Source organism: Bradyrhizobium denitrificans (assembly GCF_013179005.1).
In the GTDB taxonomy this organism is placed as follows: domain Bacteria; phylum Pseudomonadota; class Alphaproteobacteria; order Rhizobiales; family Xanthobacteraceae; genus Bradyrhizobium; species Bradyrhizobium denitrificans.
On the sequence record NZ_JABFDP010000002.1, the window covers coordinates 43,257 to 66,384 of the forward strand.

Below are 23,128 nucleotides of genomic sequence, written 5' to 3' on the forward strand. Positions count from 1 at the left end.
CGCCGAGTCGTGCGCCACGCGCAATGACGCGCGAGCGAAGGACGCCCCGCGACATGCACCCCGATCCGCTTCAGACCTCGATGAAGTCCTGCGTGGTGTGCTCACCCGACCAGATCTTGTCCGGATCATAGATCCGTTCGCGCCGCTTCGATCGGAAATCAATCCCGCGAACGACCTCACCCGTCCCCCTGAGCGGGCGCTGGCCGTCGCTCGCAACGCCGGCGCTTCCAAAACGAGGTCTGCGGATGATTTCGGATTTGCTCATGGATCCTCTCTGGCGGGAGGTTTTGTAATGTTATAACATCACTCTCGTCAAGCGGAAGCCGCGCCGCCCCAGGCGAGCAACGGCGGGACCGAACCCGGCCCTCCGGCCAGCGAGCGGTCGGCACCAGATCGCGACGACAGCAGCGGGGGCTCGCTTGCGATGGCCCCGTCACGACCGGACGGCTCGCTTGCGACGCAGACTTCAACGACCTCAGACGCCGACGACCCAGACGCCAACGACCCCAGACGCCGAAAGAGACGAACATGACCGCGGCCATCAAACAGACTCCCGTCACCGTTCTCACCGGATATCTCGGTGCGGGAAAGACAACCTTGCTGAACCGCATCCTGACCGAGACACATGGCAAGCGCTACGCCGTCATCGTCAATGAGTTCGGCGAAATCGGCATCGACAATGATCTGGTCGTGAATGCGGAGGAAGAGATCTTCGAGATGAACAACGGGTGCATCTGCTGCACCGTGCGCGGCGATCTCATCAGGATCTTGCAGGGATTGATGAAACGGCGCGGCAAGTTCGACGGCATCATCGTCGAAACCACCGGGCTCGCCGACCCCGCCCCCGTGGCACAGACATTCCTTGTCGACGAGGACGTCCGCCGCGACACCAGGCTCGATGCCATCGTCACCGTCATCGATGCGAGACACCTGCTCGGAGACATCGATCGCGCGCAGGAGGCGCAGGAGCAGATCGCATTCGCCGACGTGGTGCTCCTCAACAAGACCGATCTCGCCTCGGAAGCGGAGCTTGATACGATCGAGGCCCGCATCCGCCTGATCAATCCCTATGCGACCCTCCATCGCACGCAGCGCTGCGCGCTCGATCTCGAGCAGATCCTTGATCGCCATGCATTCGATCTCGACAGGGTTCTCGCTTTCGAGCCGAACTTTCTCGCCGAGGACCATGACCACGAGCACGATTCCCATGTCAAAAGCCTGTCCTTGACGACGGAAATCCCGCTCGTTCCGGAGAAGTTCTTTCCGTGGATCCAGCAGACGGTCCAGCTGTTCGGGACGGATATCCTGCGTCTGAAGGGCATCCTCCATTTCCGGAACGATCCCGATCGCTTTGTCGTTCAAGGCATTCACATGCTGCTCGAGGGCGATCATCAACGTCCCTGGAAGCCCGGGGAGCCGAGAAGCAGCCGCTTGGTGTTCATCGGGCGCGATCTGCCGGAGGAGATTCTGCGCGACGGCTTCGGCCGCTGTCAGAGCCCGGAGCCGTGACGCCGCTGTTGTGAGGCAATGCCCCCCAGGATCGAACCGTTAGATGCGTCCGTCGCGGTTCACCCGCGCCGCGGCCTGATCGGCGATCGCACTCAGGGAGGCCTCGTCGAGCGGGAAGTCGGCCGCGAGCCAGGCATCCTCCGCAAGCGTCAGCACATGGCCAAGCAGCGGCCCTTCCGCGACGCCGCGCGCGATGAAATCGGCCGCCTTCAGCGGCAGCTTCGGCGGCGTGAAGCGCTGCGGCAACAGCGCCAGCTCGCGCCAGCGTTGCGCATCGTGATCCCGCCCGGCGCGAGCCCAGCCCAGCATCAGACGGTCGCGATAGACGGTCTCACCGAGACGATACAGAAGGCGCCGCGCGCGCGCCTCGTCGGCGGTCGCAAGCCGCCACCAGCGGTGACCCATGCCGTCGAGCGCTTTGGTCTCGGCATTGGAGAGCTTCAACCGCGCGCCGAGGCGGCGCGCATCCTCGGTGACGGCGACGGCGAGCGCCGCAAGGCGCCGAACGGCGCTCGGCGGCAGCGCCAGCGTGCGTTCGATCTCGATCATCGCCGCGAACGGGCCCAGATAAGCGACGCCGCCGAGAATCGCGGTCAGCAATCCGCCATCGGTCATCGCAGTGACCGCGCCGACCGCGCCCCCGGTGACGAGCAGCTTCAGCATCTCCATGCGCACTCGTTCGGCCGACAAGGTGGCGAGCCCGGCCCGGCCGGCGATGCAGGCGAGATAACCGTCACGGTCGGGCACGCCATGGCCGAACGCCGAATGGATGCGGAAGAAGCGCAGGATGCGCAAATAATCCTCTGCGATGCGCTGTGCCGGATCGCCGATGAAGCGCACGCGCCGCGCCGCGATGTCGGCGAGCCCACCGACATGATCGTGCACGACGCCGTCCGGCCCCACCGACAGCGCATTGATGGTGAAGTCGCGCCGATGCGCGTCGCCGATCCAGTCGCGGCCGAACTCGACCTTGGCCTTGCGGCCAAAGGTCTCGGTATCCTCGCGCAGGGTCGTGACCTCGAATGGATGCCCCTCCAGCACCAAGGTCACGGTGCCATGGTCGATACCGGTCGGCACGCTCTTGATCGAGGCGGCCTTGGCGCGGCGGATCACCTCCGCCGGGAGGGCCGTGGTCGCGATGTCGATATCGCCGATATCGATGCCGAGCAGAGCGTTGCGAACGGCGCCGCCGACCACCCGGGCCTCCTCGCCGTCGCTGTTGAGCAGCGCCAGCACGCGCGCGGCCGGACCGGACGAGAGCCAGGGCGCGCTCAGCACCCGTACCTCGGTCATTTCTCGGCTCCGGGAACGAGCCTGCCATTCTCGATATGGGCGGGGACGTAGGTCGAATGCGGCGGCGCGCCGGAGAATTCCGCCAGCAGGACCAGACTTGCAATCACCAGCAACAACGCCGCCACCGTCAATTTTGCGACCAGGTGCAGCGGCCATGAGGCAGGCACCAGGAGCCCGGACCGGGTCGCGATCAAAAACACAATATAAACTGCGAAAGGAATGAGGAAGATTCCGACTTCCGTCAACACGGGTCGGATCATGGCAGATAAATCCGTTCGTAGAGCACGCGCAGGATCCCCGCCGTCGCCCCCCAAATGTAGCGCTCCGCAAACGGCATCGCGTAGTACGAGCGCTCCATGCCACGAAACTCCTTGGAATGCAGCTGATGATTGGTGGGGTCCATCAGGAAGGCCAGCGGCACTTCGAACGCATCGTCGACCTCGCCTTCGTTGATTTTGAGCGTAAATCCGGGCCGTACGCGGGCCACGGTCGGCAGGATGCGGAAGCCGAACGCGGTGCCGTAGACGTCGAGATAGCCGATCGGGTCGACGAAGCTGCGGTCGAGCCCGACCTCCTCCTCCGCCTCGCGCAAGGCCGCGTCGAGCGGCGAGGCGTCGGTGACGTCGATCTTGCCGCCTGGAAAGGCGATCTGGCCGGCATGGCTGCTGAGATTCGGCGAGCGCTGGGTCAAGAGCACGGTCGGCTCGGGATGATCGACCACGGGGATCAGCACGGCTGCGGGCCGGATCGGCTGCTCGCGGGCGATGATTTCGAGCATGCGATCGGTGCCGGAATCGCCGCTGGTCGGAATGACGTCCGGATCGAGCAGAGCTTTTGGAACGTCGAAGCGCAACCGCTCCCGGCCACGCGCAAAGAACTCGACCGAGTTCACCTCGGCCGTCGTCGTCCTCACCACCATGGGCTCGTTCAAAGCGCCGCCCTCACCTCTTCTGCGTTGGCCATGGGGAAGAACGCACCGTCCGACTCCACCCCGAACATGACATCACCATCGATCATCCGCTCCTGACCCATGTCAACAAGCTCATAATAGAGCGACCGCGTCACCTTGGCCCAGAGATCGGCGCGGACGTGCAGATAGGGCGTCAATCCGCCGCTTTCGCCCGGCTCGAAGCGCAGCCGGTGCTCGGCGTCGCAGACGACCCAATCGTCGACATTGGTTCGGAAGTAGAGCCGCGCTCCGCCCTCACGCGCCTCTTTCCGCATTTCTACGGCCATGAAGGGCGCATCATCGACGCGAATGCCGACCTTCTCGACCGGCGTGACCAGGACATAACGGTCGCCTTCGCGCTTGAGGATGGTCGAGAACAGCCGCACCAGGGCCGGACGGCCGATTGGCGTGCCCATGTAGTACCAGCTACCATCGCTGGCGATTCGTATATCGATATCGCCGCAAAATGGCGGATTCCACAGATGCACCGGCGGGAGGCCTTTTCCCGATGCGCCGGCCTGTGTCACGGCCGAGGTCAACCGATCGAGTCCAATATCGGTACTCTGCCCTTGCTTCGCCATGGTTTGCCCCGAGTTTGCGTTCGCCTTGGCACGATTGGTGCAAGAATTCATCGCGCTCGTCTGTGCAAAAGTTCCTGACGGCCGTGCACGTCATGTAAGGTCGCCATATCGTGATGCCGTCAATACCCCGTAATGCCGATAATATGGGGATAGTTTAACTCAACGAATACAGCGCCTTCGCATAGATTGGCAGCCGGCTCCTGACAAATTGGAGCGGAACAACCGTCTGAAGGTTGAAATGCGGGGCAGAAGGAGCGACGGGAATGGCTGAGAGTGCCGAGAAGCTCGAGGATGCGATCGTCCGATCCGCCGAACAGGTCTCCGGTCAGGTCCGCGCGGCAAAGGAGGCGATCTCCGGCGTCATCTTCGGCCAGGACCGCGTGGTGGAAAACACCCTGGTGACGATCCTGTCCGGCGGCCACGCCTTACTGATCGGCGTGCCCGGCCTGGCCAAGACCAAGCTCGTTGAGACATTGGGCGTCACGCTCGGTCTCGACGCCAAGCGCGTTCAGTTCACGCCCGACCTCATGCCGTCCGACATTCTCGGCGCCGAGGTGCTCGACGAGAGCACCGTGGGCAAGCGCTCGTTCCGCTTCATTGCCGGACCGGTGTTCGCGCAGCTCTTGATGGCCGACGAAATCAACCGCGCCAGCCCGCGCACCCAGTCGGCGCTGCTCCAGGCCATGCAGGAGCAGCACATCACGGTTGCAGGCGCGCGGCACGATCTGCCCAAGCCTTTCCACGTGTTGGCGACGCAGAACCCGCTGGAGCAGGAAGGAACCTATCCGCTCCCCGAGGCGCAGCTCGACCGCTTCCTGATGGAAATCGACGTCGACTATCCCGATCGCGACGCCGAACGCCGCATCCTGTTCGAGACCACCGGCGCCGAAGAGAGCGCGGCCAAGGGCGCGATGACCGCCGATGCGCTGATCGCGGCGCAGCGGCTGGTCCGGCGGCTGCCCGTCGGCGATTCCGTCGTCGAGGCAATCCTGACTCTGGTGCGCTCGGCACGTCCCGGCGCAGAGGCCGGCGATGCCGGCAAGCTGATCGCCTGGGGCCCTGGCCCGCGCGCCAGCCAATCACTGATGCTCGCGGTGCGCGCACGCGCGCTGCTCGACGGCCGCCTCGCGCCGTCGATCGACGACGTGCTCGATCTCGCCGAGCCGGTGCTGAAGCATCGCATGGCGCTGACCTTCCCCGCCCGCGCCGAAGGCCGCACCATTCCGGACGTGATCCGGCAACTGAAGAGCCGGATTGGTTGATGGCCGCAGCGACAGGGCACGCCGACAAGGAGATCCTCGCAATCCGGCGCGCCGACGGCGAAAGCCGGACATTGGCGTCCTCGCTGCCGCGCCTGGTCCTGGAAGCCCGGCAGATCGCCGCCAACGTCATTCACGGCCTGCACGGGCGACGCCGCGCCGGGTCGGGCGAAAGCTTCTGGCAATATCGCCGCTTCGTCTCCGGCGAGCCGTCGCAGCGCGTCGACTGGCGTCGCTCGGCACGCGATGACCATCTTTATGTCCGCGAGCAGGAATGGGAGGCCGCACACACGGTGTGGATCTGGCCGGACCGTTCGCCGTCAATGGCCTTCGCCTCCAAAGGCGCGCGCGACAGCAAGCTGGAGCGTGCGCTGATCGTGACATTTGCGCTGGCCGAACTGCTGGTCGCCGGCGGTGAACGCGTCGGCATTCCCGGCCTGCTCAATCCGACCGGGAGCCGCAGCGTCATCGACCGCATCGCGCAGGCGATGCTGCATGATGAGACGGCGCGGCCGAGCCTGCCGCCCTCCTTCGTGCCGTCGGCGCTGGCCGAAATCGTGGTGCTGTCGGATTTCTGGTCGCCGATCCCGGAGATCAGCACGATGCTCGCCGGCCTGTCGGCGTCGGGCGCGCATGGCACGATGGTGCAGGTGGTCGATCCCGCCGAGGAGACCTTTCCCTATTCCGGGCGTGTCGAGTTCGTCGAGCCCGAAGGTGGCGAGGTGATCACCGCCGGCCGCGCCGAGAGCTGGGCGCAGGACTACGTCGCCCGCGTCGCGCTGCATCGCGACCAGATCCGCGCCGAGACCGCCAAGCTCGACTGGCTGTTCACGACGCACACCACCAGCCGCTCGGCGGCCGAGTTGCTGTTGTTCCTGCACGCCGGCATGACGACGAGCAAGGTCGGCACCCGCGGCAGCGTCAAAGTGGGCGCAGGCACGAGAGGGCTCGGCGCATGATGGGACTGCCGCTGTCATTCGCCGAACCGTTGCTGCTGACCGGCCTCATCAGCCTGCCCGTGCTGTGGTGGTTGCTGCGGGTGATGCCGCCGCGGCCGCGGCGCATCGAGTTTCCGCCGACACGGCTGCTGTTCGACATCACGCCGAGAGAGGAGACGCCATCGCGCTCGCCGTGGTGGCTCACATTGCTGCGGCTGATCGCGGCGGCGCTGGTGATCTTTGCGGCGGCCGGCCCGATCTGGAATCCGCGCACCGAAGCCGTCGGCAGTAAAGCGCCGCTGGTGCTGCTGCTCGACGACAGCTGGAGCGCCGCCGCAAGCTGGGAGACGCGCATCAAGGCGGCCGACGAGATCATCGCCAATGCCGATGCCGACCGCCGCGGCGTTGCGCTCGTGCCGCTGTCGGAGCCCGCGCGCGATCTCACGCTGATGCCAGCCGGCGCGGCCCGCGTCGCGCTGCGCCAGATTGCGCCCAAGGCCTACACCACCGAGCGCGCCGACGCGCTGCCGCAGCTCGATCGCTTTCTCAAGGCCACGGGCGATGCCGAGATCCTGTGGTTCTCGGACGGCGTCGATCCCGGCCGCGGCAGTGAGTTCGTGACCGGTCTCGCCAAGACCATCGGCGATCGCAGCCTGACCGTGTTCGAAGGCGGCACCCTGTCGCCGCTGGCGCTCGCCGGCGCCGAGAATGCCGCCGCCCGGATGACCGTGAAGGTGCTGCGCGCCGATCTCTCGATCCCCGGGGGCGTGGTGCGCGCCCTCGACGCCAAGGGCTCGCCGCTCGGCGAGGCGCAATTCAGCTTCGCCGCCGGTGCACACGACGCGGAAGCCAGTTTCGACCTGCCGGTCGAGCTGCGCAACGACATCACCCGGCTGGAGATCGCGGGCGAGCGCTCGGCCGGCGCCGTGCAGCTGCTCGACAAGCGCTGGCGCCGCCGCGCCGTCGGCATCGTTTCGGGCGCCACCAGCGACACCGCCCAGCCGCTGCTCGCACCGACCTTCTATCTGACTCGCGCGCTGTCGCCCTTCGCCGATCTGAGGCTGGGTGACCGCGGCGCGCCGCAACAGATCATCACGCAGTTTCTCGACCAGAAAGTGCCGATGATCGTGATGGCCGATGTCGGCACGCTGTCTCCGGAGCTGCGCGATCGCCTCAATGGCTGGATCGAGAATGGCGGCGTGCTGGTGCGCTTCGCCGGCCCCCGGCTGGCGCAAGGCGATGACGACCTCGTGCCGGTCAAGCTGCGGCGTGGCGGGCGCACGCTCGGCGGCAGCCTGACCTGGGAGAAGCCGCAGCATCTCGCAGCGTTCGCAGCAGACGGCCCGTTCGCCGGCATCGGCGTGCCGAAGGACGTCACGATCAGCCGTCAGGTGCTGGCCGAGCCCGACGCCGTGCTCGCGACCAAGAGCTGGGCCTCGCTCGAGGACGGCACGCCGCTGGTCACCGGCGAACATCGCGGCAAGGGCCTGATCGCGCTGTTCCATGTCAGCGCCGACATGCGCTGGTCGGATCTGCCGATGTCCGGCGCCATGGTCGAGATGCTCCGCCGCATTGTCGACATGTCCGGCTACACCTCGACGCCGGGGGCGGGTCCCGCCGGCGAGAGCGCCAAGGCGACGCTGGCGCCGCTGCACATCCTCGACGGCTTCGGTGCCTTCGGACCGCCGCCTTCGACGGCCAAGCCGCTGCCGGCCGATTTCAACGACCGGGCTTCGCTCGATCATCCACCCGGCTTCTACGGCCCAGCCGAGGGACCTACCGCAGTGAACACGCTCAGCCCCGCCGATCGCATCCTGCAGCTCGACACCTCTGCGCTGCGCGCCAAGCGCGCGAGCTACACGACGGCGGAACCGCGCGATCTCCGGGGCATCCTGCTGTCGACCGCCTTGCTGCTGTTCCTGATCGACGCGGTCATCGTCGCGCTGCTCGGCGGCGCGCTGGCCGCACTGGCACGCCGGCGGCGCGCCGCGCCGGCGGCGATCGCCTTGGTCATGCTCGCCACCGGTGCGCTGCTTGCGGTCGCGCTGCCGACCGCCGCACGCGCCGACGCGGCCAGCGATGATTTCGCCATGCGTGCAGTGTCGCAGACGCGGCTCGCTTACGTCGTGACCGGCAATGCCGATGTCGATGCGATCGTGAAGGCCGGGATGACCGGGCTGACCTTGTTCCTGGCGCAGCGCACGGCGCTGGAGGCCGGCGACCCCGTCGGCGTCGATCCCGCCCATGACGAACTCGCCTTCTTCCCCCTGATCTATTGGCCGATCGTGCCGGGCGCGCCGAAGCCGCCGCAGGACGCGATCAACAAGATCGACGCCTATATGAAGCAAGGCGGCACCGTGATCTTCGACACCCGCGACGCGGTCGAGGCGCCTCCCGGCGACAACGGCGCCCAGCAGACGCCGGGCATGCAGTCGCTGCGCGACATCCTGTCCTCGCTGGATGTGCCCGAGCTCGAGCCGGTGCCGCGCGAGCATGTGCTGACCAAGACGTTCTATCTGCTGCGCGACTTCCCCGGCCGCTTCACCGCAGGGCAGACCTGGGTCGAGGCGCTGCCCAAGGACGAGGACGAGGACAGCGCGGCCCGCCCGGCGCGCGGCGGCGACGGCGTGTCGCCGATCATCATCACCTCGAACGATCTCGCCGGCGCCTGGGCGCTCCGCCCCGACGGCCAGGCCATGCTGCCGATGGTGCCGGGCGAGCCGCGCCAGCGCGAATTCGCCTTCCGCGCCGGCGTCAACATCGTGATGTACACGTTGACCGGCAACTACAAGGCCGACCAGGTGCATGCACCGGCGCTGATCGAACGGCTCGGACAGTGACCATGGTCGTCATGAACGTCGGTCCCGCCCCAATCTCCGCCGTCATGCCCTTGCTTGTCCCGGGCATCCACGTCCCTCCGTTCTCTCAGCACGACGTGGATGGCCGGGATGGGCCCGGCCATGACGAAGCCAGCGAGTTTGCCTCATGAACTACGGCATCGCGTTCACGCCTCTGGTTCCGACATTGGTGCTGTGGCTGGCGATCGGCGCGATCGTGGTCATCGCGGCGCTGCTGTTGCTCGGCCGCTCGCGCTCGGCCTGGATCCGCGTCACTGCGCTCGCGCTGATCGCGCTGGCGCTCGCCAATCCGCAGTTCACGCGCGAGGACCGCGAGCCATTGAGCTCGGTGGCCGCCGTCGTCGTCGACAAGAGCCCGAGCCAGAATTTCGGCGACCGCAACAAGCAGACGCAGGCGGCCCAGGAGGCGCTGGTCGACAGCCTGAAGAAGATCAAGGGCCTCGAGGTCCGCGTCGTCGATGCCGGCCAGGCCGATGGCGAGACCGACGGCACGCATCTGTTCGGCGCGCTGACCTCGGCGCTGTCGGACGTGCCGGTCGATCGCGTCGCCGGCGCCTTCCTGATCACCGACGGCCGCGTGCATGACATTCCCGGCAATGTCGCAGCCCTCGGCTTCCAGGCGCCACTGCAAGCGCTGATCACCGGACAGAAGGCCGAGCGCGACCGCCGCATCGCCATCACCGCCGCACCGCGCTTCGGCATCGTCGGCCAGCCGCAGACGATCAGCTTCCGGCTCGACGATCAGGGCGTCAGTGGCGCCAGCGCCAAGGTCGTGATCCGCCGCGACGGCGAGGTCATCAGCGAGCGCACCTTGACCAGCGGTCAGGCCGCCAATGTCGACGTCGACATCAAGCATGAAGGCCAGAACATCGTCGAGATCGAGGCCTCCCCGCTCGACAACGAGCTGACGCTCGTCAACAACCGTGCTGTCGTGTCGATCGACGGCGTGCGCGACAAGCTACGCGTGCTGCTGGTGTCGGGCGAGCCGCATTCCGGCGAGCGCACTTGGCGCAACCTGTTGAAGTCGGACGCCAGCATCGACCTCGTCCACTTCACCATCCTGCGGCCGCCGGAGAAGCAGGACGGCACGCCGATCAACGAGCTGTCGCTGATCGCGTTTCCGACCCGCGAGCTGTTCCAGCAGAAGATCAACGAATTCCAGCTGATCATCTTCGATCGCTACGCCCGCCAGGGCGTGCTGCCGATCGCCTATTTCGACAATATCGCCCGCTACGTCAGGAATGGCGGCGCGGTGCTGGTGTCGGCCGGGCCGGACTACGCCTCCAACACCAGCATCTGGCGCACGCCGCTGGACTCGGTGCTGCCCGCCGAACCGGTCGGCGTGACCGAGAAGCCGTTTTATGCGCATCTCTCCGACGCCGGCAAACGCCACCCGGTCACGCGCGGGCTCGAAGGCTCGGCCTCCGAGCCGCCGCATTGGAGCCGCTTCTTCCGCACCGTCGAGACCCGCAACGCGGTCAGCCCGCCGGTCATGACCGGCGCCGACGGCAAGCCGCTCTTGCTACTGTCGCGCTTCGGCGCCGGCCGCGTCGCACTGCTGTTGTCCGACCACATCTGGCTGTGGGCACGCGGCTATGAAGGCGGCGGTCCACATCTCGATCTGCTGCGGCGCATGTCGCATTGGCTGATGCAGCAGCCTGACCTCGACGAGGAGGCGCTGCGGCTGCAGGTCCAGGGCAAGGACCTCGCCGTCATCCGCCAGACCATGGGCGACACCGTGCCGCCGGTGACCGTGACGTCACCGTCGGGCCAGACGCGTGAGCTCACCCTGGCCCAAGGCGATCCTGGCGAATGGCGCGCGACCCTGCCCGCCAACGAGCTCGGCCTGTGGCAGGCCACCGACGGCACCTTGAAGGCGCTGATCAATGTCGGGCCGACCAATCCCAAGGAGTTCTCCGAGGTCACCTCCACCACCGAGACCCTGAAGCCGCTGGCGCAGGCGACCGGCGGCGATGCCCGCCGCATCGGCGATGGATCGGGCATCGACATGCCGCGCATCGTCCCGGTCCGCTCGTCGACGCTGTTCAGCGGCGATGGCTGGATGGGCGTGCGGATCCGCGATGCCAGCGTGGTCAAGGGCGTCGGCGTGCTGCCGATGTTCGCCGGCGTGATCGGCCTCCTGCTGCTGCTCGGCGCGCTCGCCGCGACCTGGGTTCGCGAGGGACGCTGAGACCAATCGTTCGGGTGCGGCCCTTCATGCGCATCCGGACGCGTCAGCGTGGCGCTGAGGGCACAGCTGGGCCGATTCAGTGGCCATTTGTCGTCGGCTGATTGACAGTTCCTGATCCCCCCTGCGATGTTACTTTGTAACAATGGCTGAGCCTCTCAGCTGAACGGGGTGGCCGATCGACATGAGCCAATGCTGGCCATGAGCTGGTTTCGCGCGAACATCAAACATGGATCGCGGCTGGCGCTGTGTGCGCTGCTGCTGCAGTTCGCGCTCGCCTTCGGTCATGTTCATTGGCTCGCAGCGCAGGCTCAGGATGGCGCGGCGGTCAATATCGCCAGCGTTCGCACCGGCTCGCCGGCAAGTCCCGATCCCGATCAGCAGCCGTCCGCAGACAACTGCGCCATCTGCGCCGTCATGGCGATGGCGCAGTCGATCCTGCTGTCCCCGGCGCCGGTTCTCGCCCTTCCCGCCCCCGTCGCGTTTCGTCTGCCCGACGCGATCACTGCTCCGCTCGCCGCCGTCGCGGTCAGCACGGCGTTCCAGCCGCGCGCCCCTCCCACCGCCTGATCTCAACCACGCGAAACATCGCCACCGCTGCGCGCACGCGCGCAGCGACAGCATGCACGAATGGGGCCGGCGCAAGCCGGCGGCAGGCGCATCCCACAAGCGACGATGTGGGACGCCTGATCAGAATCAGGAATGGAAAATGTTGCCCAGAGCTTTGATGTCAGGCTGCAGCGCCGCAGCCATTTTGTGCCTTTTCAGCGCCTCCGCGCGTGCCGATGATCCAAAGCCGGCGGCCGAACTGCCTGAAGTCAACGTCACCGCGCCGAGCCCGATCCGAGCGCGCAAGCCGGTGGTGCCGCGGCCCAATCCGACCACGCGCGTGGCGCGCGGCGGCACCCGTGCGCCGGCGCCCGCGCGCGAAACACCGGCCGCGCCGCCGCCCCCCCAGCAAGGCGTGCTGCCGGTCGTGACCGATCAGTTCGCCACCGTCACGGTGGTGCCGAACGAGGAGCTTCGCCGCTCCGGTGCCGCCACACTCGGCGATCTGCTGAACTCGAAGCCGGGCATCACCGGCTCCAGCTTCGCACCGGGCGCCTCGAGCAGGCCGATCATCCGCGGCCTCGATGTCAACCGCGTGGGCATTGTCGAGAACGGCATCGGCGGCGGCGGCGCCTCGGATCTCGGCGAGGACCATTTCGTCCCGATCGATCCGCTCACCAGCGATCAGATCGAGGTGGTCCGCGGTCCTGCGGCGCTGCGCTATGGCTCGACGTCGATCGGCGGCGTCGTCAGCGCCACCAACAATCGCATCCCGCAGGCGCTGCCGACGTGCTCGAGCGCGCCGTTCCAGAGCTATGGCCTGCCCGCGACCGCGCCCGCGGCGGCAAGTGCGCCCTGCGTCACGGCCGAGACGCGCACCTCCTTCAGCTCGGTCGATCGCGGCGTCGAAGGCGGCGTGCTGCTCGATGCCGGCGGCGGCAATTTTGCCCTTCACGCCGACGCCTATGGCCGCAAGACCGGTGATTATTCCATTCCGGGCTATCCGTATCTGTTCGACCAGACCCGTCCGGTGAACGGCCGGCAGCCCAATTCGGCGGTGCAGAATGACGGCGCCTCGATCGGCGGCAGCTATTTCTTCAGCGGCGGCTTCATCGGCGCGGCGATCACGCAGACCGACGCGCTCTACCACATTCCGGGAACCGACGGATCCGACAACCGGACGCGCATCGATGCGCATCAGACCAAGATCACCGCGAAGGGCGAGTACCGGCCGGACTCGGCGGCGATCGACGCGATCCGCTTCTGGGCCGGTGCGACCGACTACCGGCACAATGAAATCGGACTCGCCGATGTGACCAACCCGGCGACCGACGGCATCCGCCAGACCTTCACCAACCGCGAGCAGGAAATCCGCGTCGAAATGCAGATGATGCCGGTCAATCTGCGCTTCGCCACGCTGACGACGGCCTATGGCCTACAGGCGGGTCACCAGGAGCTCAACGCGCCGAGCCCGGACAATCCAGGCACCGTCTTCAACGGCCTGTTCGGGCCTAACACCAACAACCGCGTTGCCGGCTACGTCTTCAATGAACTCGCCTTCACGCCCACGACCAAAGCGCAGGTCGCCGGCCGCATCGAGCACGTCTCGTTGAACGGCTCCACGCCCGACTTCCCGGCGGACTTTCTTCCGAACGGCGCGCCGCAAGCCAACATCGCCCGCAACCCGTCTTACACGCCGAAGAGCGCGAGCGTCGGCCTGTTGCAGGATCTGCCCGGCGATCTGGTGGCGAGCATCACGGCCCAATATGTCGAGCGTGCGCCGAAGGCGGCCGAACTGTTCTCGCGCGGCGGGCATGATGCGACCGCGACCTTCGACATCGGCAACCCGAACCTGACGATCGAGACCGCCAAGACCGTCGAGGTCGGCCTGCGCAAGGCTACCGGTCCGTTCCGCTTCGAGGCGACCGCCTACTACACGCAGTTCAGCAACTTCATCTATCGCCGTCTCACCGGCGTGATGTGCAGCGACGATTTCGACTCCTGCGGCACTGCGGGTGCCAATCTCAACCAGGCGGTCTATTCGCAGCGTAACGCGCTGTTCCGCGGCGCCGAGTTCCAGAGCCAGTTCGATGTCGCTCCGCTCGGCACCGGCATCTGGGGCATCGAGAACCAGTTCGACGTCGTCCGGGCGACATTCCCTGACGGCACCAACGTGCCGCGGATTCCGCCGCTGCGCATCGGCGGCGGCCTGTTCTGGCGCGACGCGAACTGGCTGACACGCGTCAACCTGTTGCACGCCTTCGCCCAGAACGACATCGCCCCGATCGCGGAAACGCCGACTCCGGGCTACAACCTGCTGAAGGCCGAGGTCAGCTACCGGACCAAGCTCGATCCGAACATGTTCGGCGCGCGCGAGATGCTGGTCGGCCTGGTCGGCAACAACCTGCTGAACGAGAAGATCCGCAACTCCGTGTCCTACACCAAGGATCAGGTCCTGCTGCCCGGCATCGGGGTGCGGATATTTGCCAATCTGAAGTTCTGATCACGAACTCGGAGGAGCGCAGAAGCCGACCAACCTGCGCTCCCTCCTTCGTCATTGCGAGGAGCGAAGCGACGAAGCAATCCAGAGTCCTCGCTGGGCCCTGGATTGCTTCGCTCGCAATGATGGAAAGATCTTAGCGCGCGTAATCCCAATCAGGACGGATCTCGCCCGCGACACCCTCGAAGGCGCCCTCGACCAGCTCGTTCACCAGCAACCGGTTGTAGTCGACAGGCCCGGGCATCGTCGCGCGGCCCTTCGGCACCGGCTTGAAGCCGACCCGCGCATAATAGGCGGCATCGCCGACCAGCAGGATCAGGCGGTGGCCCTGCACGCGCGCATCCGCGATCGAGCGCTCCATCAGCATGCGGCCGATGCCGTGCTTGCGAAACGGCGGCTCGACCGTCAGCGGCCCGAGCATCAGCGCCTTGGTGTCGCCGACGCAGATCGGCAGCTGCCGCACAGAGCCGACCAGCAAGGTGCCGATATGGGCGGTGAACGACAATTCGAGCAGGTGATCGACGTGCTCGCGCAACCGATAGGCGCTCAGCACGAAGCGGCCGGGGCCGAAGGTGCGCTCATGCAGCCGCTCGATCGCCTGCGCATCGCCCGGCTTCTCGGCTGAGATCGTGATGGAGAGGTCACTCATGTGGGGTGGCGAGATAGCATCCCGGCGCGGCGCGGTCCATGGCGTGGCGCCGTCGCTTTCACCGCATTCGCTCAGTCCTCCAGATCACCTGCTGAATTTCTGAGCATTCAGACGGTGTGACCGAAGATTGTGCTGAGATGTCAAGTTTCCGGAGCCGCCATCGCCTAACCTCGCCCCCGTCATGAGCGTTGCGGCCGTCGTCCCGGCCGCTTGGGACCCCTCTGACACAGCGGCAGGTCGAAGATGACAGGTGCATTCCGGTCGCGCCATCGCGGCGAAACTCATGTTTTCGATGATCTCAAGACGCTGCTGGCCTGCGCCTCGCCCCGCCGCTCCGGCGATGAACTGGCGGGCGTCGCGGCCGACAGCGCCGCGCGGCGGGTGGCGGCACGGATGGCGCTGGCCGATGTGCCGTTGCGACGTTTCCTCGACGAGCCGCTGATTCCCTACGAGACCGACGAGGTCACGCGCCTCATCCTCGACAGCCACGATGCCGCGGCATTCGCGCCGGTCGCCGCGCTGACCGTTGGGCAGTTTCGCGAGTGGCTGCTGTCCTGGGAGGCGGATGCCGACCGGCTTGCCACGCTCGCGCCCGGCCTCACCCCGGAGATGGTCGCGGCCGTCTCCAAGCTGTGCGGCAATGGCGATCTGATCGCCATCGCGGCGAAGTGCCGGGTGGTGACCGCGTTTCGTTCCACCATCGGCCTGCCCGGCCGGCTGTCGTCACGGCTGCAGCCCAACGATCCGACCGACGATCCCCAGGCGATCGCGGCCGGCACCCTCGACGGTCTGCTGTTCGGCATGGGCGATGCCGTGATCGGCATCAATCCAGCGACGGACAATGTCGAAGCCTGCATTCGCCTGCTGTCGATGCTCGACGACATCAGGTGCAAATTCGAGGTGCCGACGCAATCCTGCGTGCTCAGCCACGTCACGACCTCGATCCAGGCGATCGAGCAAGGCGCGCCCCTGGATCTCGTCTTTCAATCGATTGCCGGCACCGAGGCCGCCAATGCCGGGTTCGGCGTGACGCTCGCATTGCTGGCGGAGGCGCAGGACGCCGCGCAGTCGCTCAAGCGCGGCACCATCGGCAGCAACGTCATGTATTTCGAGACCGGCCAGGGCGCGGCGCTCTCGGCCGACGCCCATCACGGCCTCGATCAGCAGACCGTCGAGGCCCGCGCCTACGCGGTCGCGCGCGCCTTCTCGCCGCTGCTGGTCAATACCGTCGTCGGCTTCATCGGTCCGGAATATCTGTACGACGCAAAGGAAATCATCCGCGCCGGGCTGGAGGATCATTTCTGCGCCAAGCTGCTCGGCGTGCCGATGGGCTGCGACGTCTGCTACACCAACCATGCCGAGGCCGATCAGGACGACATGGACGATCTGGCGCTGCTGCTCGCGGCGGCCAATGTCAATTTCCTGATCGCGGTCCCCGGCGCCGACGACATCATGCTCAACTATCAAAGCCTGTCGCATCACGACGTGATGCGGTTGCGGCATCTGCTCAATCGCCGCCCGGCACCCGAGTTCGAGGCCTGGCTGGCGCGCATGGGCCTGCTCGACGAACACGGCCGCGTGCCGCCGCTGCCGGGCAGCGCGCCCGCCGTCACCCGGCTGATCGGACGCGGAGCGCGGGCATGAGGGACGATGCGTTCGACATGTTGCGCCGGATGACGCGCGCCCGCGTCGCGCTCGGACGCTGCGGAGACGGGCTGCCGACGCAGGCCAGACTGGAATTCCAGATGGCGCATGCGCTCGCGCGCGACGCCGTGTGGGGCAAGGTCAATTTCGACAGCATCGCCGACGCGCTGGCGCCGCGCGAGGTGATCAAGGTGGCCAGCGCGGCGCCGGACCGCGCCAGCTACCTGCGCCGGCCCGACCTCGGACGCCGCCTCGCCGCAGGCGCAGCCTCACAGCTGCCGTCAGGTCCGTTCGATCTCGTCTTCGTCATCGCCGACGGGCTCTCCGCCGATGCGGTCGAACGCCACGCAGCTGACGTGGTGATCGCGACCGAGGCGCGACTCCCGGGCCTTGCCATTGGTCCGGTCGTGCTGGCCTCGCAGGCGCGCGTCGCGCTGGGCGACGATGTCGGCGCGGCGATGCGCGCCCGGCTCGTGGCCGTTCTCATCGGCGAGCGCCCGGGGCTGTCGGCGGCCGACTCGCTCGGCGTCTACCTCACACTCCATCCGGCGCCCGGCCTGCGCGACAGCGCGCGCAACTGCATCTCGAACATTCATGACCACGGCCTGTCGGCGGAGCGGGCCGGCGAGAAGCTGGCCTGGCTGGTGCGCGAAGCGCTGCGGATCGGCGTCACCGGCATCGGCCTCAAGGAAGCGGCGCCGGACGGCGCGATCGAGACCACACACTCGACAGCAGAGATCACCCATCACAAACCGACAGGAGCGCGTGGACATGAGTGACGAGACCAAACCGACGCTTTCGAAGAGCCTGACCGGCCTCCATCTCTGGGGCATCGCGGTCGGGCTGGTGATCTCCGGCGAATATTTCGGCTGGAGCTATGGCTGGGACAAGGCGGGCACGCTCGGCTTCCTGGTCACCACGATCTTCATCGCGGTGATGTACACGACCTTCATCTTCTCCTTCACCGAGCTGACCACGGCGATCCCGCATGCCGGCGGCCCGTTCGCCTATTCCTATCGCGCCTTCGGCCCGCTCGGCGGCTTCGTCGCGGGCTTTGCGACCTTGATCGAGTTCGTGTTCGCCCCGCCCGCGATTGCGCTCGCGATCGGTGCCTATCTCAACGTCCAGTTTCCGGCGCTGTCGCCGAAAGCCGCCGCGCTCGGCGCCTATGTGGTGTTCATGGCGCTCAACATCGCCGGCGTCTCGATCGCCGCGACGTTCGAATTGTTCGTCACGATCCTGGCGATCGCCGAACTCCTGGTGTTCATGGGCGTGGTGTCGCCCGGCTTCTCCTTCGCCAATTTCGCCGCCAATGGCTGGGCCGGTGAAAGCACGTTCTCGCTGACGAGCATCGGCGGCATCATCGCGGCCATTCCCTTCGCGATCTGGTTCTTCCTGGCGATCGAAGGCGCGGCCATGGCTGCCGAGGAGACGAAGAATCCGACCAAGACCGTTCCGCTCGCCTATATCGCCGGCATCCTGACCCTCGTCGTGCTCGCCTTCGGCACCATGATCATGGCCGGCGGCGTCGGCGACTGGTCGAAGCTCGCCAACATCAACGATCCCCTGCCGCAGGCCATGAAGATCGTCGTCGGCGAGAATTCGGGCTGGCTGCACATGCTGGTGTGGATCGGCCTGTTCGGCCTGATTGCCTCGTTTCACGGCATCATCATGGGCTATTCGCGCCAGATCTTCGCGCTGTCGCGCGCCGGCTTCCTGCCAGCAAAGCTCGCCGCGCTGCATCCGACCTGCCGCACGCCGCATTGGGCGATCCTCGCCGGCGGCGTGGTCGGCATCGCCGCGATCTTTTCCGACGAGCTGATCCAATTCGCCGGGCAGACGCTGACGGCGAACATCGTCACCATGAGCGTGTTCGGCGCCCTGGTGATGTACATCATGAGCATGGCCGCCCTGTTCCGCCTGCGCGCGACCGAGCCCAATTTGGTCCGGCCGTTCAAGGCGCCGCTCTATCCGGTGCTCCCGGCCGTGGCCCTGGTGTGCGCGACGCTCTCGCTGCTCACGATGGTCTGGTTCAACCTGCAGGTGTTTGCGGCCTTCGTGGTGCTGTTCGCCGCCGGCCTGCTGCTCTATCGTCTGACGGCAGGCAAGCGCACCAATGCGGCGAATGACAATCTGCTCGACATCGCCCTGAACGAGGCCCGCGCCATGGCCGATTGATCCGGCCGCCGCGTGAGATCTTCGCCAACAGCCCTCCGCGCCATGTCCGTGCGCGGAGGTCCCATCGAGAGCCCGCTTCGACAGGCACGTGACTTGCATAACTACGAGGTGTGAATCGACGGCGCATTTCCTCAAAGGCGAGGATCTCATGGCACAGCATCTTGCAGCCGACAGCCAGCCTCCGCGGGATCGGAGCCGGAACATTCTGGCCGCCGCCGCGACCGGCGTGGCTGACTTCATCGCCCGCACGGGAGGTCGCCCCGAAGCGGTGTTCGAGCGGATCGGCATCGATGCGGAATGCCTTGGCCAGACCCGCCGCGCGCTCGACCTCGCAGACTATGTCGCGATGATGGAGGACGCCGCGCAGGAGACCGGCAACGACAATTTCGGACTGTGGTTCGGCCAGCGCTACCAGCCGCAGATGCTCGGTCTGATCGGCGAGATCGCGCTTGCGGCCCCGACGCTCGGCTCGGCCATCGAGCACCTCGCGCTGTGGTTTCCCTGGCATCAGCAGGCGACCGAGACCCGGCTCACCCGACGTGACGGCTTGCTCCGGCTCGAATATCGCATTCTCGACGGCTCGATCGTCGATCGCCGGCAGGATGCCGAGCTGACCATGGGCATGTTCGCGAATGTCTTCCGCACCTGCCTGCCGTCGGGCTGGGCGCCCGAGATGGTGCTGTTCGAGCATGCCCGGCCCGCGTCCTGGCGCGACCATGAAGCGGCGTTCGATGCCGATGTCGGCTGGTCGCAGGGGACCAACGCGCTGGTGTTTCGCGATCGCGGCCTGGACCGCGCGATGCCGCAGGCCGATCTGTCGCGCCTGCAGCGGCTGACCACCGATCTCGCCGGCGTTGCCGGCTCGTGCGGCACGCCGGCATTTCTCGACCTGGTTCGCGGCGAGATCAGGCGGCGGCTGTCCGCGGGCGCGCTTCATCTGGAGGAGGTCGCCGAGGCGCTGTCGACCACGCCCTGGACCTTGCAGCGCCGCCTTGCTGAATTCGGCGCCACCTTCTCCGATCTGATCGAGGCTACGCGCCTCGATCTCGCCCGCCATTATCTGCGCCAGGCCCATTTGCCGCTGGGCGACATCGCCTTCCTGCTCGGCTATTCCGAAGCTTCAGCCTTCTCCCGCGCGTTCGCCCGCTGGACCGGCTGCAGCCCGCGGCGATGGCGTCAGCTCTCCTTGCAGGCGATGGCCCGCAACTGACGCCACGCCAGCGTCACTCCGCCGGCATTGTCTTCTCGACCAGCCGCACCCAATAGGACGCGCCGTGGCCGAGAATGTTGTCGTTGAAGCGATAGGCCGGATGGTGACAGTCCTTGCCGTCGCCCATGCCGAGGAACACGAACGCGCCGGGGCGGGCCTGCAGCATGAAAGCGAAGTCCTCGGCGCCCATCAGCGGCGGCGCCTGATCGACGACGCGCTCCGCCCCGACCACGTCGCGCGCGACGTCGGCGGCGATCACGGTCTCGCGCGCATGATTCATCGTGATCGGATAGAGCCGGGTGTATTTCGTCGTGGCCGTGCCGCCATAGGTGCGCGCGATGCCGTCGGCGACCTCGGCGATGCGCCGTTCGACCAGGTCCTGCACCTCGGGATCGAGCGTGCGCACGGTGCCCTTCAGCTCGACGGTTTCGGGAATGACGTTCATGGCCTTGCCGGCCTCGACCATGCAGATCGAGATGACCGCCGACTTGATCGGATCGATGTTGCGCGACACGATCGACTGCAGTGCCGTGATGATGTGCGCGGCGATCAGCACGCTGTCGACCGCCTTGTGGACGCCGGCGCCGGCATGGCCGCCCTTGCCATGAACGGTGATCTCGAGTTCGTCGGACGCGGCCAGCATCGGGCCCGGCCGCAGCGCAAAGACTCCCTCGGGCACGCCTGGCGCATTGTGCAGGCCGTAGACCTCCTGGATGCCCCAGCGGGTCATCAGGCCATCATCGACCATCGCCTTGCCGCCGGCACCGCCCTCCTCGGCCGGCTGGAAGATCACGATCGCCGTGCCGTCGAAATTGCGGGTCTCGGCGAGATGCTTGGCGGCCCCGAGCAGCATCGCGGTGTGGCCGTCATGGCCGCAGGCATGCATCAGCCCCGGTGTCTTCGAGGCATAGGGCACGCCCGAAGCCTCCTCGATCGGCAGCGCGTCCATGTCGGCGCGCAGGCCGATGATGCGGCCCGACCCCGTCTTGCGGCCACGGATCACACCGACCACGCCGGTCCGCCCGATGCCGGTGACGACCTCGTCGCACCCGAATTCCCGCAGCCGCTCGGCGACGATGCCGGCGGTGCGATGCACCTCATACATCAACTCCGGATGCTCGTGAAAATCGTGGCGCCAGGCGGCCATATCGTCGGCGAGAGCGGCGATGCTGTTGAGGATGGGCATGGAAGCAGGGATCTCTTTGCAGGACGTGGAGCGAACCCGAACCATGACGGCACTGGCGGGCGGATACAAGCGTCCGCCATGCGGCGTGATGGGATGTGATGAGCCGGCCTCAGGCGGATGGCCGCCCGAGCGGTGCATGCGACAGATAGGCCAGCAGCTTCATCTCGCGACGGCCGCGGGTGACGGTATCCAGCACCAGGCCCGACGAGGCCGACAGCAGCGCCATGATCATCAGGCCCATCGACAGCACGGCCGTGGGCAGCCGCGGCACCAGCCCGGTCTCGATGAAGGTAACGAAGACCGGGATCGCGAAGCCGATCGAGACCAGCGCGAAGAAGATGCCGATCGCCGTGAAGAAGCGCAGCGGCTTCTCCGAGCGATAGAGCTTCAGGATCGTACCGAGGATGCGGAAGCCGTCGCGCCAGGTGTTGAGCTTGGAGACCGAACCTTCTGGCCGCGCATAATACGGCGTTGCGATTTCGGCCACCGGGAGCGCCAGTTCCAGCGCATGAACGCTGAGTTCGGTCTCGATCTCGAAACCGTCGGAGAGAACGGGAAATGATTTCACAAAGCGCCGCGAGAACACGCGGTAGCCGGACAGGATGTCCTTGAAGGCCTGACCGAACACTTCGGCGAGAAAGCGCGTCAGCATCCAATTGCCGGTGCGATGGCCCATGCGATAGGCCGCCTGCTCCTGGTCGATCCGCAGTCCCACGACCATGTCGAGATGCTCGGCCACGAGCCGCTCGATCATGCGTGGCGCGCTCGGCGCATCATAGGTGGCGTCGCCATCGACCAGCACGTAGATGTCGGCATCGACATCGGCAAACATTCGCCGGACCACATGGCCTTTGCCCTGCCGCCGCTCGCTGCGCACCTCGGCGCCGGCCGCGCGCGCGACCTCGATGGTGCGATCCTTCGAATTGTTGTCATAGACGTAGACGGTCGCCGTCGGCAGCGCCTGCTTGAAGTCCCTGACCACGGCGGCGACGGCCGCCTCCTCATTGTAGCAGGGCACCAGCACTGCGATCCGCATCGATGGTGAACTCATAGACCCCTCTCCCACGCCGGGGAGACTGCCCGCATTCGGTGCAGAATTTCATAATGAGCCGGCCTGAGCGGGCTGTTCCGGCCGCCAGGTGGGAATGACCTTAACGCCGTCTAGCACCTCGCGCAGGCGGGACAGCGTCCCCAAAGTGGTTCCCTCGGGCAGCGCATCGCGGGCGAAGAAGCCGGTCTCGACGATCTCGCTGTTCGGCGTCGGCGGCCGGTCCTGCGTGAACCTTTTGATAACGAATACGGCGACGTGGTCCCGTGGCGAGACGTGGCTGTTGAGGAAAACGCCGTGCAGCTCCGGCTCAGCCGAGAGCTGGATCCGTCCCTCCTCGAACAATTCCCGCGTCAGCGCCTCCAGGAAGGTCTCGCCGACCTCGACACCCCCGCCCGGCAGGTGCCAGCCGGCGACATAGCCATGCCTGACCAGGAACACCCGATTGTCGGCATCCAGCACGACGCCGCGCACACCCAGGGTCATGCCGCGCGCGAACCGCCAATACAGATGAAAGCCGCGCCGGAGCAGCGGCTCGAACCGGATCCGCAAGCGGCTGAGATGTGTTGTCATCAGAATTCGAAGTCCT

Annotated in this window: 20 protein-coding genes; 11 read left to right on the forward strand and 9 right to left on the reverse strand. The window is 66.7% G+C overall.

Translation table 11 applies throughout. The features are described from left to right. Positions 1 to 70: 70 nt before the first annotated feature. Positions 71 to 265 (reverse strand): hypothetical protein, encoded by a 195-nt coding sequence (locus HL671_RS02250; protein WP_041750535.1) that lies wholly within the window; start codon positions 263 to 265, stop codon positions 71 to 73. Positions 266 to 528: 263 nt separating this feature from the next. On the opposite strand from HL671_RS02250, the gene HL671_RS02255 reads away from it, so the two are divergent. Beyond that, complete coding sequence (locus HL671_RS02255; RefSeq protein ID WP_172235477.1) at positions 529 to 1,509, forward strand: CobW family GTP-binding protein; 981 nt, start codon at positions 529 to 531, stop codon at positions 1,507 to 1,509. Positions 1,510 to 1,548: 39 nt separating this feature from the next. On the opposite strand, the gene HL671_RS02260 is transcribed toward HL671_RS02255, so the two are convergent. From HL671_RS02260 to HL671_RS02275, 4 genes are read right to left on the reverse strand one after another with little or no spacing between them, the layout of a single operon-like run. Further along, positions 1,549 to 2,802 carry a CCA tRNA nucleotidyltransferase gene (locus tag HL671_RS02260; protein ID WP_172235478.1) on the reverse strand — a complete coding sequence of 418 codons (1,254 nt, stop codon included), beginning with the start codon at positions 2,800 to 2,802 and terminating at the stop codon, positions 1,549 to 1,551. After that, positions 2,799 to 3,062 carry a DUF6111 family protein gene (locus tag HL671_RS02265; RefSeq protein WP_012042480.1) on the reverse strand — a complete coding sequence of 88 codons (264 nt, stop codon included), beginning with the start codon at positions 3,060 to 3,062 and terminating at the stop codon, positions 2,799 to 2,801. Before HL671_RS02265 ends, HL671_RS02260 begins: the two co-directional genes overlap by 4 nt. Then, entirely contained in the window at positions 3,059 to 3,721 is a 663-nt protein-coding gene (locus HL671_RS02270) for a CoA pyrophosphatase (protein WP_371260190.1), read from the reverse strand. The genes HL671_RS02265 and HL671_RS02270 overlap by 4 nt, the downstream gene beginning before the upstream one ends. Before the next feature lie 8 nt (positions 3,722 to 3,729). Then, positions 3,730 to 4,332, reverse strand: a complete 603-nt coding sequence (locus tag HL671_RS02275; protein WP_172235479.1) for a DUF1285 domain-containing protein — start codon at positions 4,330 to 4,332, stop codon at positions 3,730 to 3,732. Positions 4,333 to 4,595: 263 nt separating this feature from the next. Here HL671_RS02275 and HL671_RS02280 point away from each other — a divergent pair, with 263 nt between their 5' ends. The 6 genes from HL671_RS02280 (at position 4,596) to HL671_RS02305 (ending at position 14,627) form a co-directional block, all read left to right on the forward strand. Further along, positions 4,596 to 5,594, forward strand: coding sequence for an AAA family ATPase (locus tag HL671_RS02280; protein WP_012042477.1), 999 nt, complete (start codon positions 4,596 to 4,598; stop codon positions 5,592 to 5,594). After that, positions 5,594 to 6,550, forward strand: coding sequence for a DUF58 domain-containing protein (locus HL671_RS02285; RefSeq protein ID WP_012042476.1), 957 nt, complete (start codon positions 5,594 to 5,596; stop codon positions 6,548 to 6,550). Before HL671_RS02280 ends, HL671_RS02285 begins: the two co-directional genes overlap by 1 nt. Continuing rightward, entirely contained in the window at positions 6,547 to 9,369 is a 2,823-nt protein-coding gene (locus tag HL671_RS02290; RefSeq protein WP_172235480.1) for a DUF4159 domain-containing protein, read from the forward strand. Before HL671_RS02285 ends, HL671_RS02290 begins: the two co-directional genes overlap by 4 nt. A gap of 145 nt (positions 9,370 to 9,514) precedes the next feature. Then, positions 9,515 to 11,578 (forward strand): hypothetical protein, encoded by a 2,064-nt coding sequence (locus HL671_RS02295; protein WP_172235481.1) that lies wholly within the window; start codon positions 9,515 to 9,517, stop codon positions 11,576 to 11,578. Between the two features lie 198 nt (positions 11,579 to 11,776). Next, on the forward strand, positions 11,777 to 12,145 hold the full coding sequence (locus HL671_RS02300; protein ID WP_012042473.1) for a DUF2946 family protein: 369 nt from the start codon (positions 11,777 to 11,779) through the stop codon (positions 12,143 to 12,145). A 157-nt stretch (positions 12,146 to 12,302) separates the two neighbouring features. After that, positions 12,303 to 14,627, forward strand: a complete 2,325-nt coding sequence (locus HL671_RS02305; RefSeq protein WP_172235482.1) for a TonB-dependent receptor — start codon at positions 12,303 to 12,305, stop codon at positions 14,625 to 14,627. Between the two features lie 133 nt (positions 14,628 to 14,760). Here HL671_RS02305 and HL671_RS02310 read toward each other — a convergent pair whose 3' ends face one another. After that, positions 14,761 to 15,273 (reverse strand): GNAT family N-acetyltransferase, encoded by a 513-nt coding sequence (locus tag HL671_RS02310; protein WP_012042471.1) that lies wholly within the window; start codon positions 15,271 to 15,273, stop codon positions 14,761 to 14,763. Between the two features lie 243 nt (positions 15,274 to 15,516). Between HL671_RS02310 and HL671_RS02315 the strand changes: the two genes are divergently transcribed. The 4 genes from HL671_RS02315 to qhpR all read left to right on the forward strand — a co-directional run bounded on the left by HL671_RS02315 (position 15,517) and on the right by qhpR (position 20,305). Continuing rightward, positions 15,517 to 16,917: an ethanolamine ammonia-lyase subunit EutB gene (locus HL671_RS02315; protein WP_172235483.1), complete on the forward strand. Its 1,401-nt coding sequence runs from the start codon at positions 15,517 to 15,519 to the stop codon at positions 16,915 to 16,917. Beyond that, positions 16,914 to 17,696 (forward strand): ethanolamine ammonia-lyase subunit EutC, encoded by a 783-nt coding sequence (gene eutC / locus HL671_RS02320; RefSeq protein WP_049795341.1) that lies wholly within the window; start codon positions 16,914 to 16,916, stop codon positions 17,694 to 17,696. The genes HL671_RS02315 and eutC overlap by 4 nt, the downstream gene beginning before the upstream one ends. Next, complete coding sequence (eat, locus tag HL671_RS02325; RefSeq protein WP_041750532.1) at positions 17,689 to 19,095, forward strand: ethanolamine permease; 1,407 nt, start codon at positions 17,689 to 17,691, stop codon at positions 19,093 to 19,095. The genes eutC and eat overlap by 8 nt, the downstream gene beginning before the upstream one ends. A gap of 148 nt (positions 19,096 to 19,243) precedes the next feature. Beyond that, complete coding sequence (gene qhpR / locus HL671_RS02330; RefSeq protein ID WP_041750531.1) at positions 19,244 to 20,305, forward strand: AraC-like transcriptional regulator QhpR; 1,062 nt, start codon at positions 19,244 to 19,246, stop codon at positions 20,303 to 20,305. A 13-nt stretch (positions 20,306 to 20,318) separates the two neighbouring features. On the opposite strand, the gene HL671_RS02335 is transcribed toward qhpR, so the two are convergent. The 3 genes from HL671_RS02335 to HL671_RS02345 all read right to left on the reverse strand — a co-directional run bounded on the left by HL671_RS02335 (position 20,319) and on the right by HL671_RS02345 (position 23,112). Continuing rightward, entirely contained in the window at positions 20,319 to 21,491 is a 1,173-nt protein-coding gene (locus HL671_RS02335) for a M20 aminoacylase family protein (RefSeq protein ID WP_172235484.1), read from the reverse strand. Between the two features lie 109 nt (positions 21,492 to 21,600). Next, the gene (locus HL671_RS02340; RefSeq protein WP_012042465.1) at positions 21,601 to 22,542 is read right to left on the reverse strand and encodes a glycosyltransferase family 2 protein; all 942 of its coding nucleotides are present in this window, start codon (positions 22,540 to 22,542) and stop codon (positions 21,601 to 21,603) included. 48 nt (positions 22,543 to 22,590) lie between these two features. After that, positions 22,591 to 23,112 (reverse strand): NUDIX domain-containing protein, encoded by a 522-nt coding sequence (locus HL671_RS02345; RefSeq protein ID WP_172235485.1) that lies wholly within the window; start codon positions 23,110 to 23,112, stop codon positions 22,591 to 22,593. Positions 23,113 to 23,128: the final 16 nt, after the last annotated feature.

Excerpts from the sequence above, each read along its gene's own strand:
- HL671_RS02305 (WP_172235482.1), top strand. The coding sequence starts at position 12,303 with ATGTCAGGCTGCAGCGCCGCAGCCATTTTGTGCCTTTTCAGCGCCTCC.
- HL671_RS02255 (WP_172235477.1), top strand. The coding sequence starts at position 529 with ATGACCGCGGCCATCAAACAGACTCCCGTCACCGTTCTCACCGGATAT.
- eutC (WP_049795341.1), top strand. The coding sequence starts at position 16,914 with ATGAGGGACGATGCGTTCGACATGTTGCGCCGGATGACGCGCGCCCGC.
- HL671_RS02260 (WP_172235478.1), bottom strand. The coding sequence starts at position 2,802 with ATGACCGAGGTACGGGTGCTGAGCGCGCCCTGGCTCTCGTCCGGTCCG.
- HL671_RS02315 (WP_172235483.1), top strand. The coding sequence starts at position 15,517 with ATGACAGGTGCATTCCGGTCGCGCCATCGCGGCGAAACTCATGTTTTC.
- HL671_RS02265 (WP_012042480.1), bottom strand. The coding sequence starts at position 3,062 with ATGATCCGACCCGTGTTGACGGAAGTCGGAATCTTCCTCATTCCTTTC.
- eat (WP_041750532.1), top strand. The coding sequence starts at position 17,689 with ATGAGTGACGAGACCAAACCGACGCTTTCGAAGAGCCTGACCGGCCTC.
- HL671_RS02310 (WP_012042471.1), bottom strand. The coding sequence starts at position 15,273 with ATGAGTGACCTCTCCATCACGATCTCAGCCGAGAAGCCGGGCGATGCG.
- HL671_RS02285 (WP_012042476.1), top strand. The coding sequence starts at position 5,594 with ATGGCCGCAGCGACAGGGCACGCCGACAAGGAGATCCTCGCAATCCGG.
- HL671_RS02335 (WP_172235484.1), bottom strand. The coding sequence starts at position 21,491 with ATGCCCATCCTCAACAGCATCGCCGCTCTCGCCGACGATATGGCCGCC.
- HL671_RS02280 (WP_012042477.1), top strand. The coding sequence starts at position 4,596 with ATGGCTGAGAGTGCCGAGAAGCTCGAGGATGCGATCGTCCGATCCGCC.
- qhpR (WP_041750531.1), top strand. The coding sequence starts at position 19,244 with ATGGCACAGCATCTTGCAGCCGACAGCCAGCCTCCGCGGGATCGGAGC.
- HL671_RS02340 (WP_012042465.1), bottom strand. The coding sequence starts at position 22,542 with ATGAGTTCACCATCGATGCGGATCGCAGTGCTGGTGCCCTGCTACAAT.
- HL671_RS02300 (WP_012042473.1), top strand. The coding sequence starts at position 11,777 with ATGAGCTGGTTTCGCGCGAACATCAAACATGGATCGCGGCTGGCGCTG.
- HL671_RS02295 (WP_172235481.1), top strand. The coding sequence starts at position 9,515 with ATGAACTACGGCATCGCGTTCACGCCTCTGGTTCCGACATTGGTGCTG.
- HL671_RS02290 (WP_172235480.1), top strand. The coding sequence starts at position 6,547 with ATGATGGGACTGCCGCTGTCATTCGCCGAACCGTTGCTGCTGACCGGC.
- HL671_RS02270 (WP_371260190.1), bottom strand. The coding sequence starts at position 3,721 with ATGGTGGTGAGGACGACGACGGCCGAGGTGAACTCGGTCGAGTTCTTT.
- HL671_RS02250 (WP_041750535.1), bottom strand. The coding sequence starts at position 265 with ATGAGCAAATCCGAAATCATCCGCAGACCTCGTTTTGGAAGCGCCGGC.
- HL671_RS02275 (WP_172235479.1), bottom strand. The coding sequence starts at position 4,332 with ATGGCGAAGCAAGGGCAGAGTACCGATATTGGACTCGATCGGTTGACC.
- HL671_RS02345 (WP_172235485.1), bottom strand. The coding sequence starts at position 23,112 with ATGACAACACATCTCAGCCGCTTGCGGATCCGGTTCGAGCCGCTGCTC.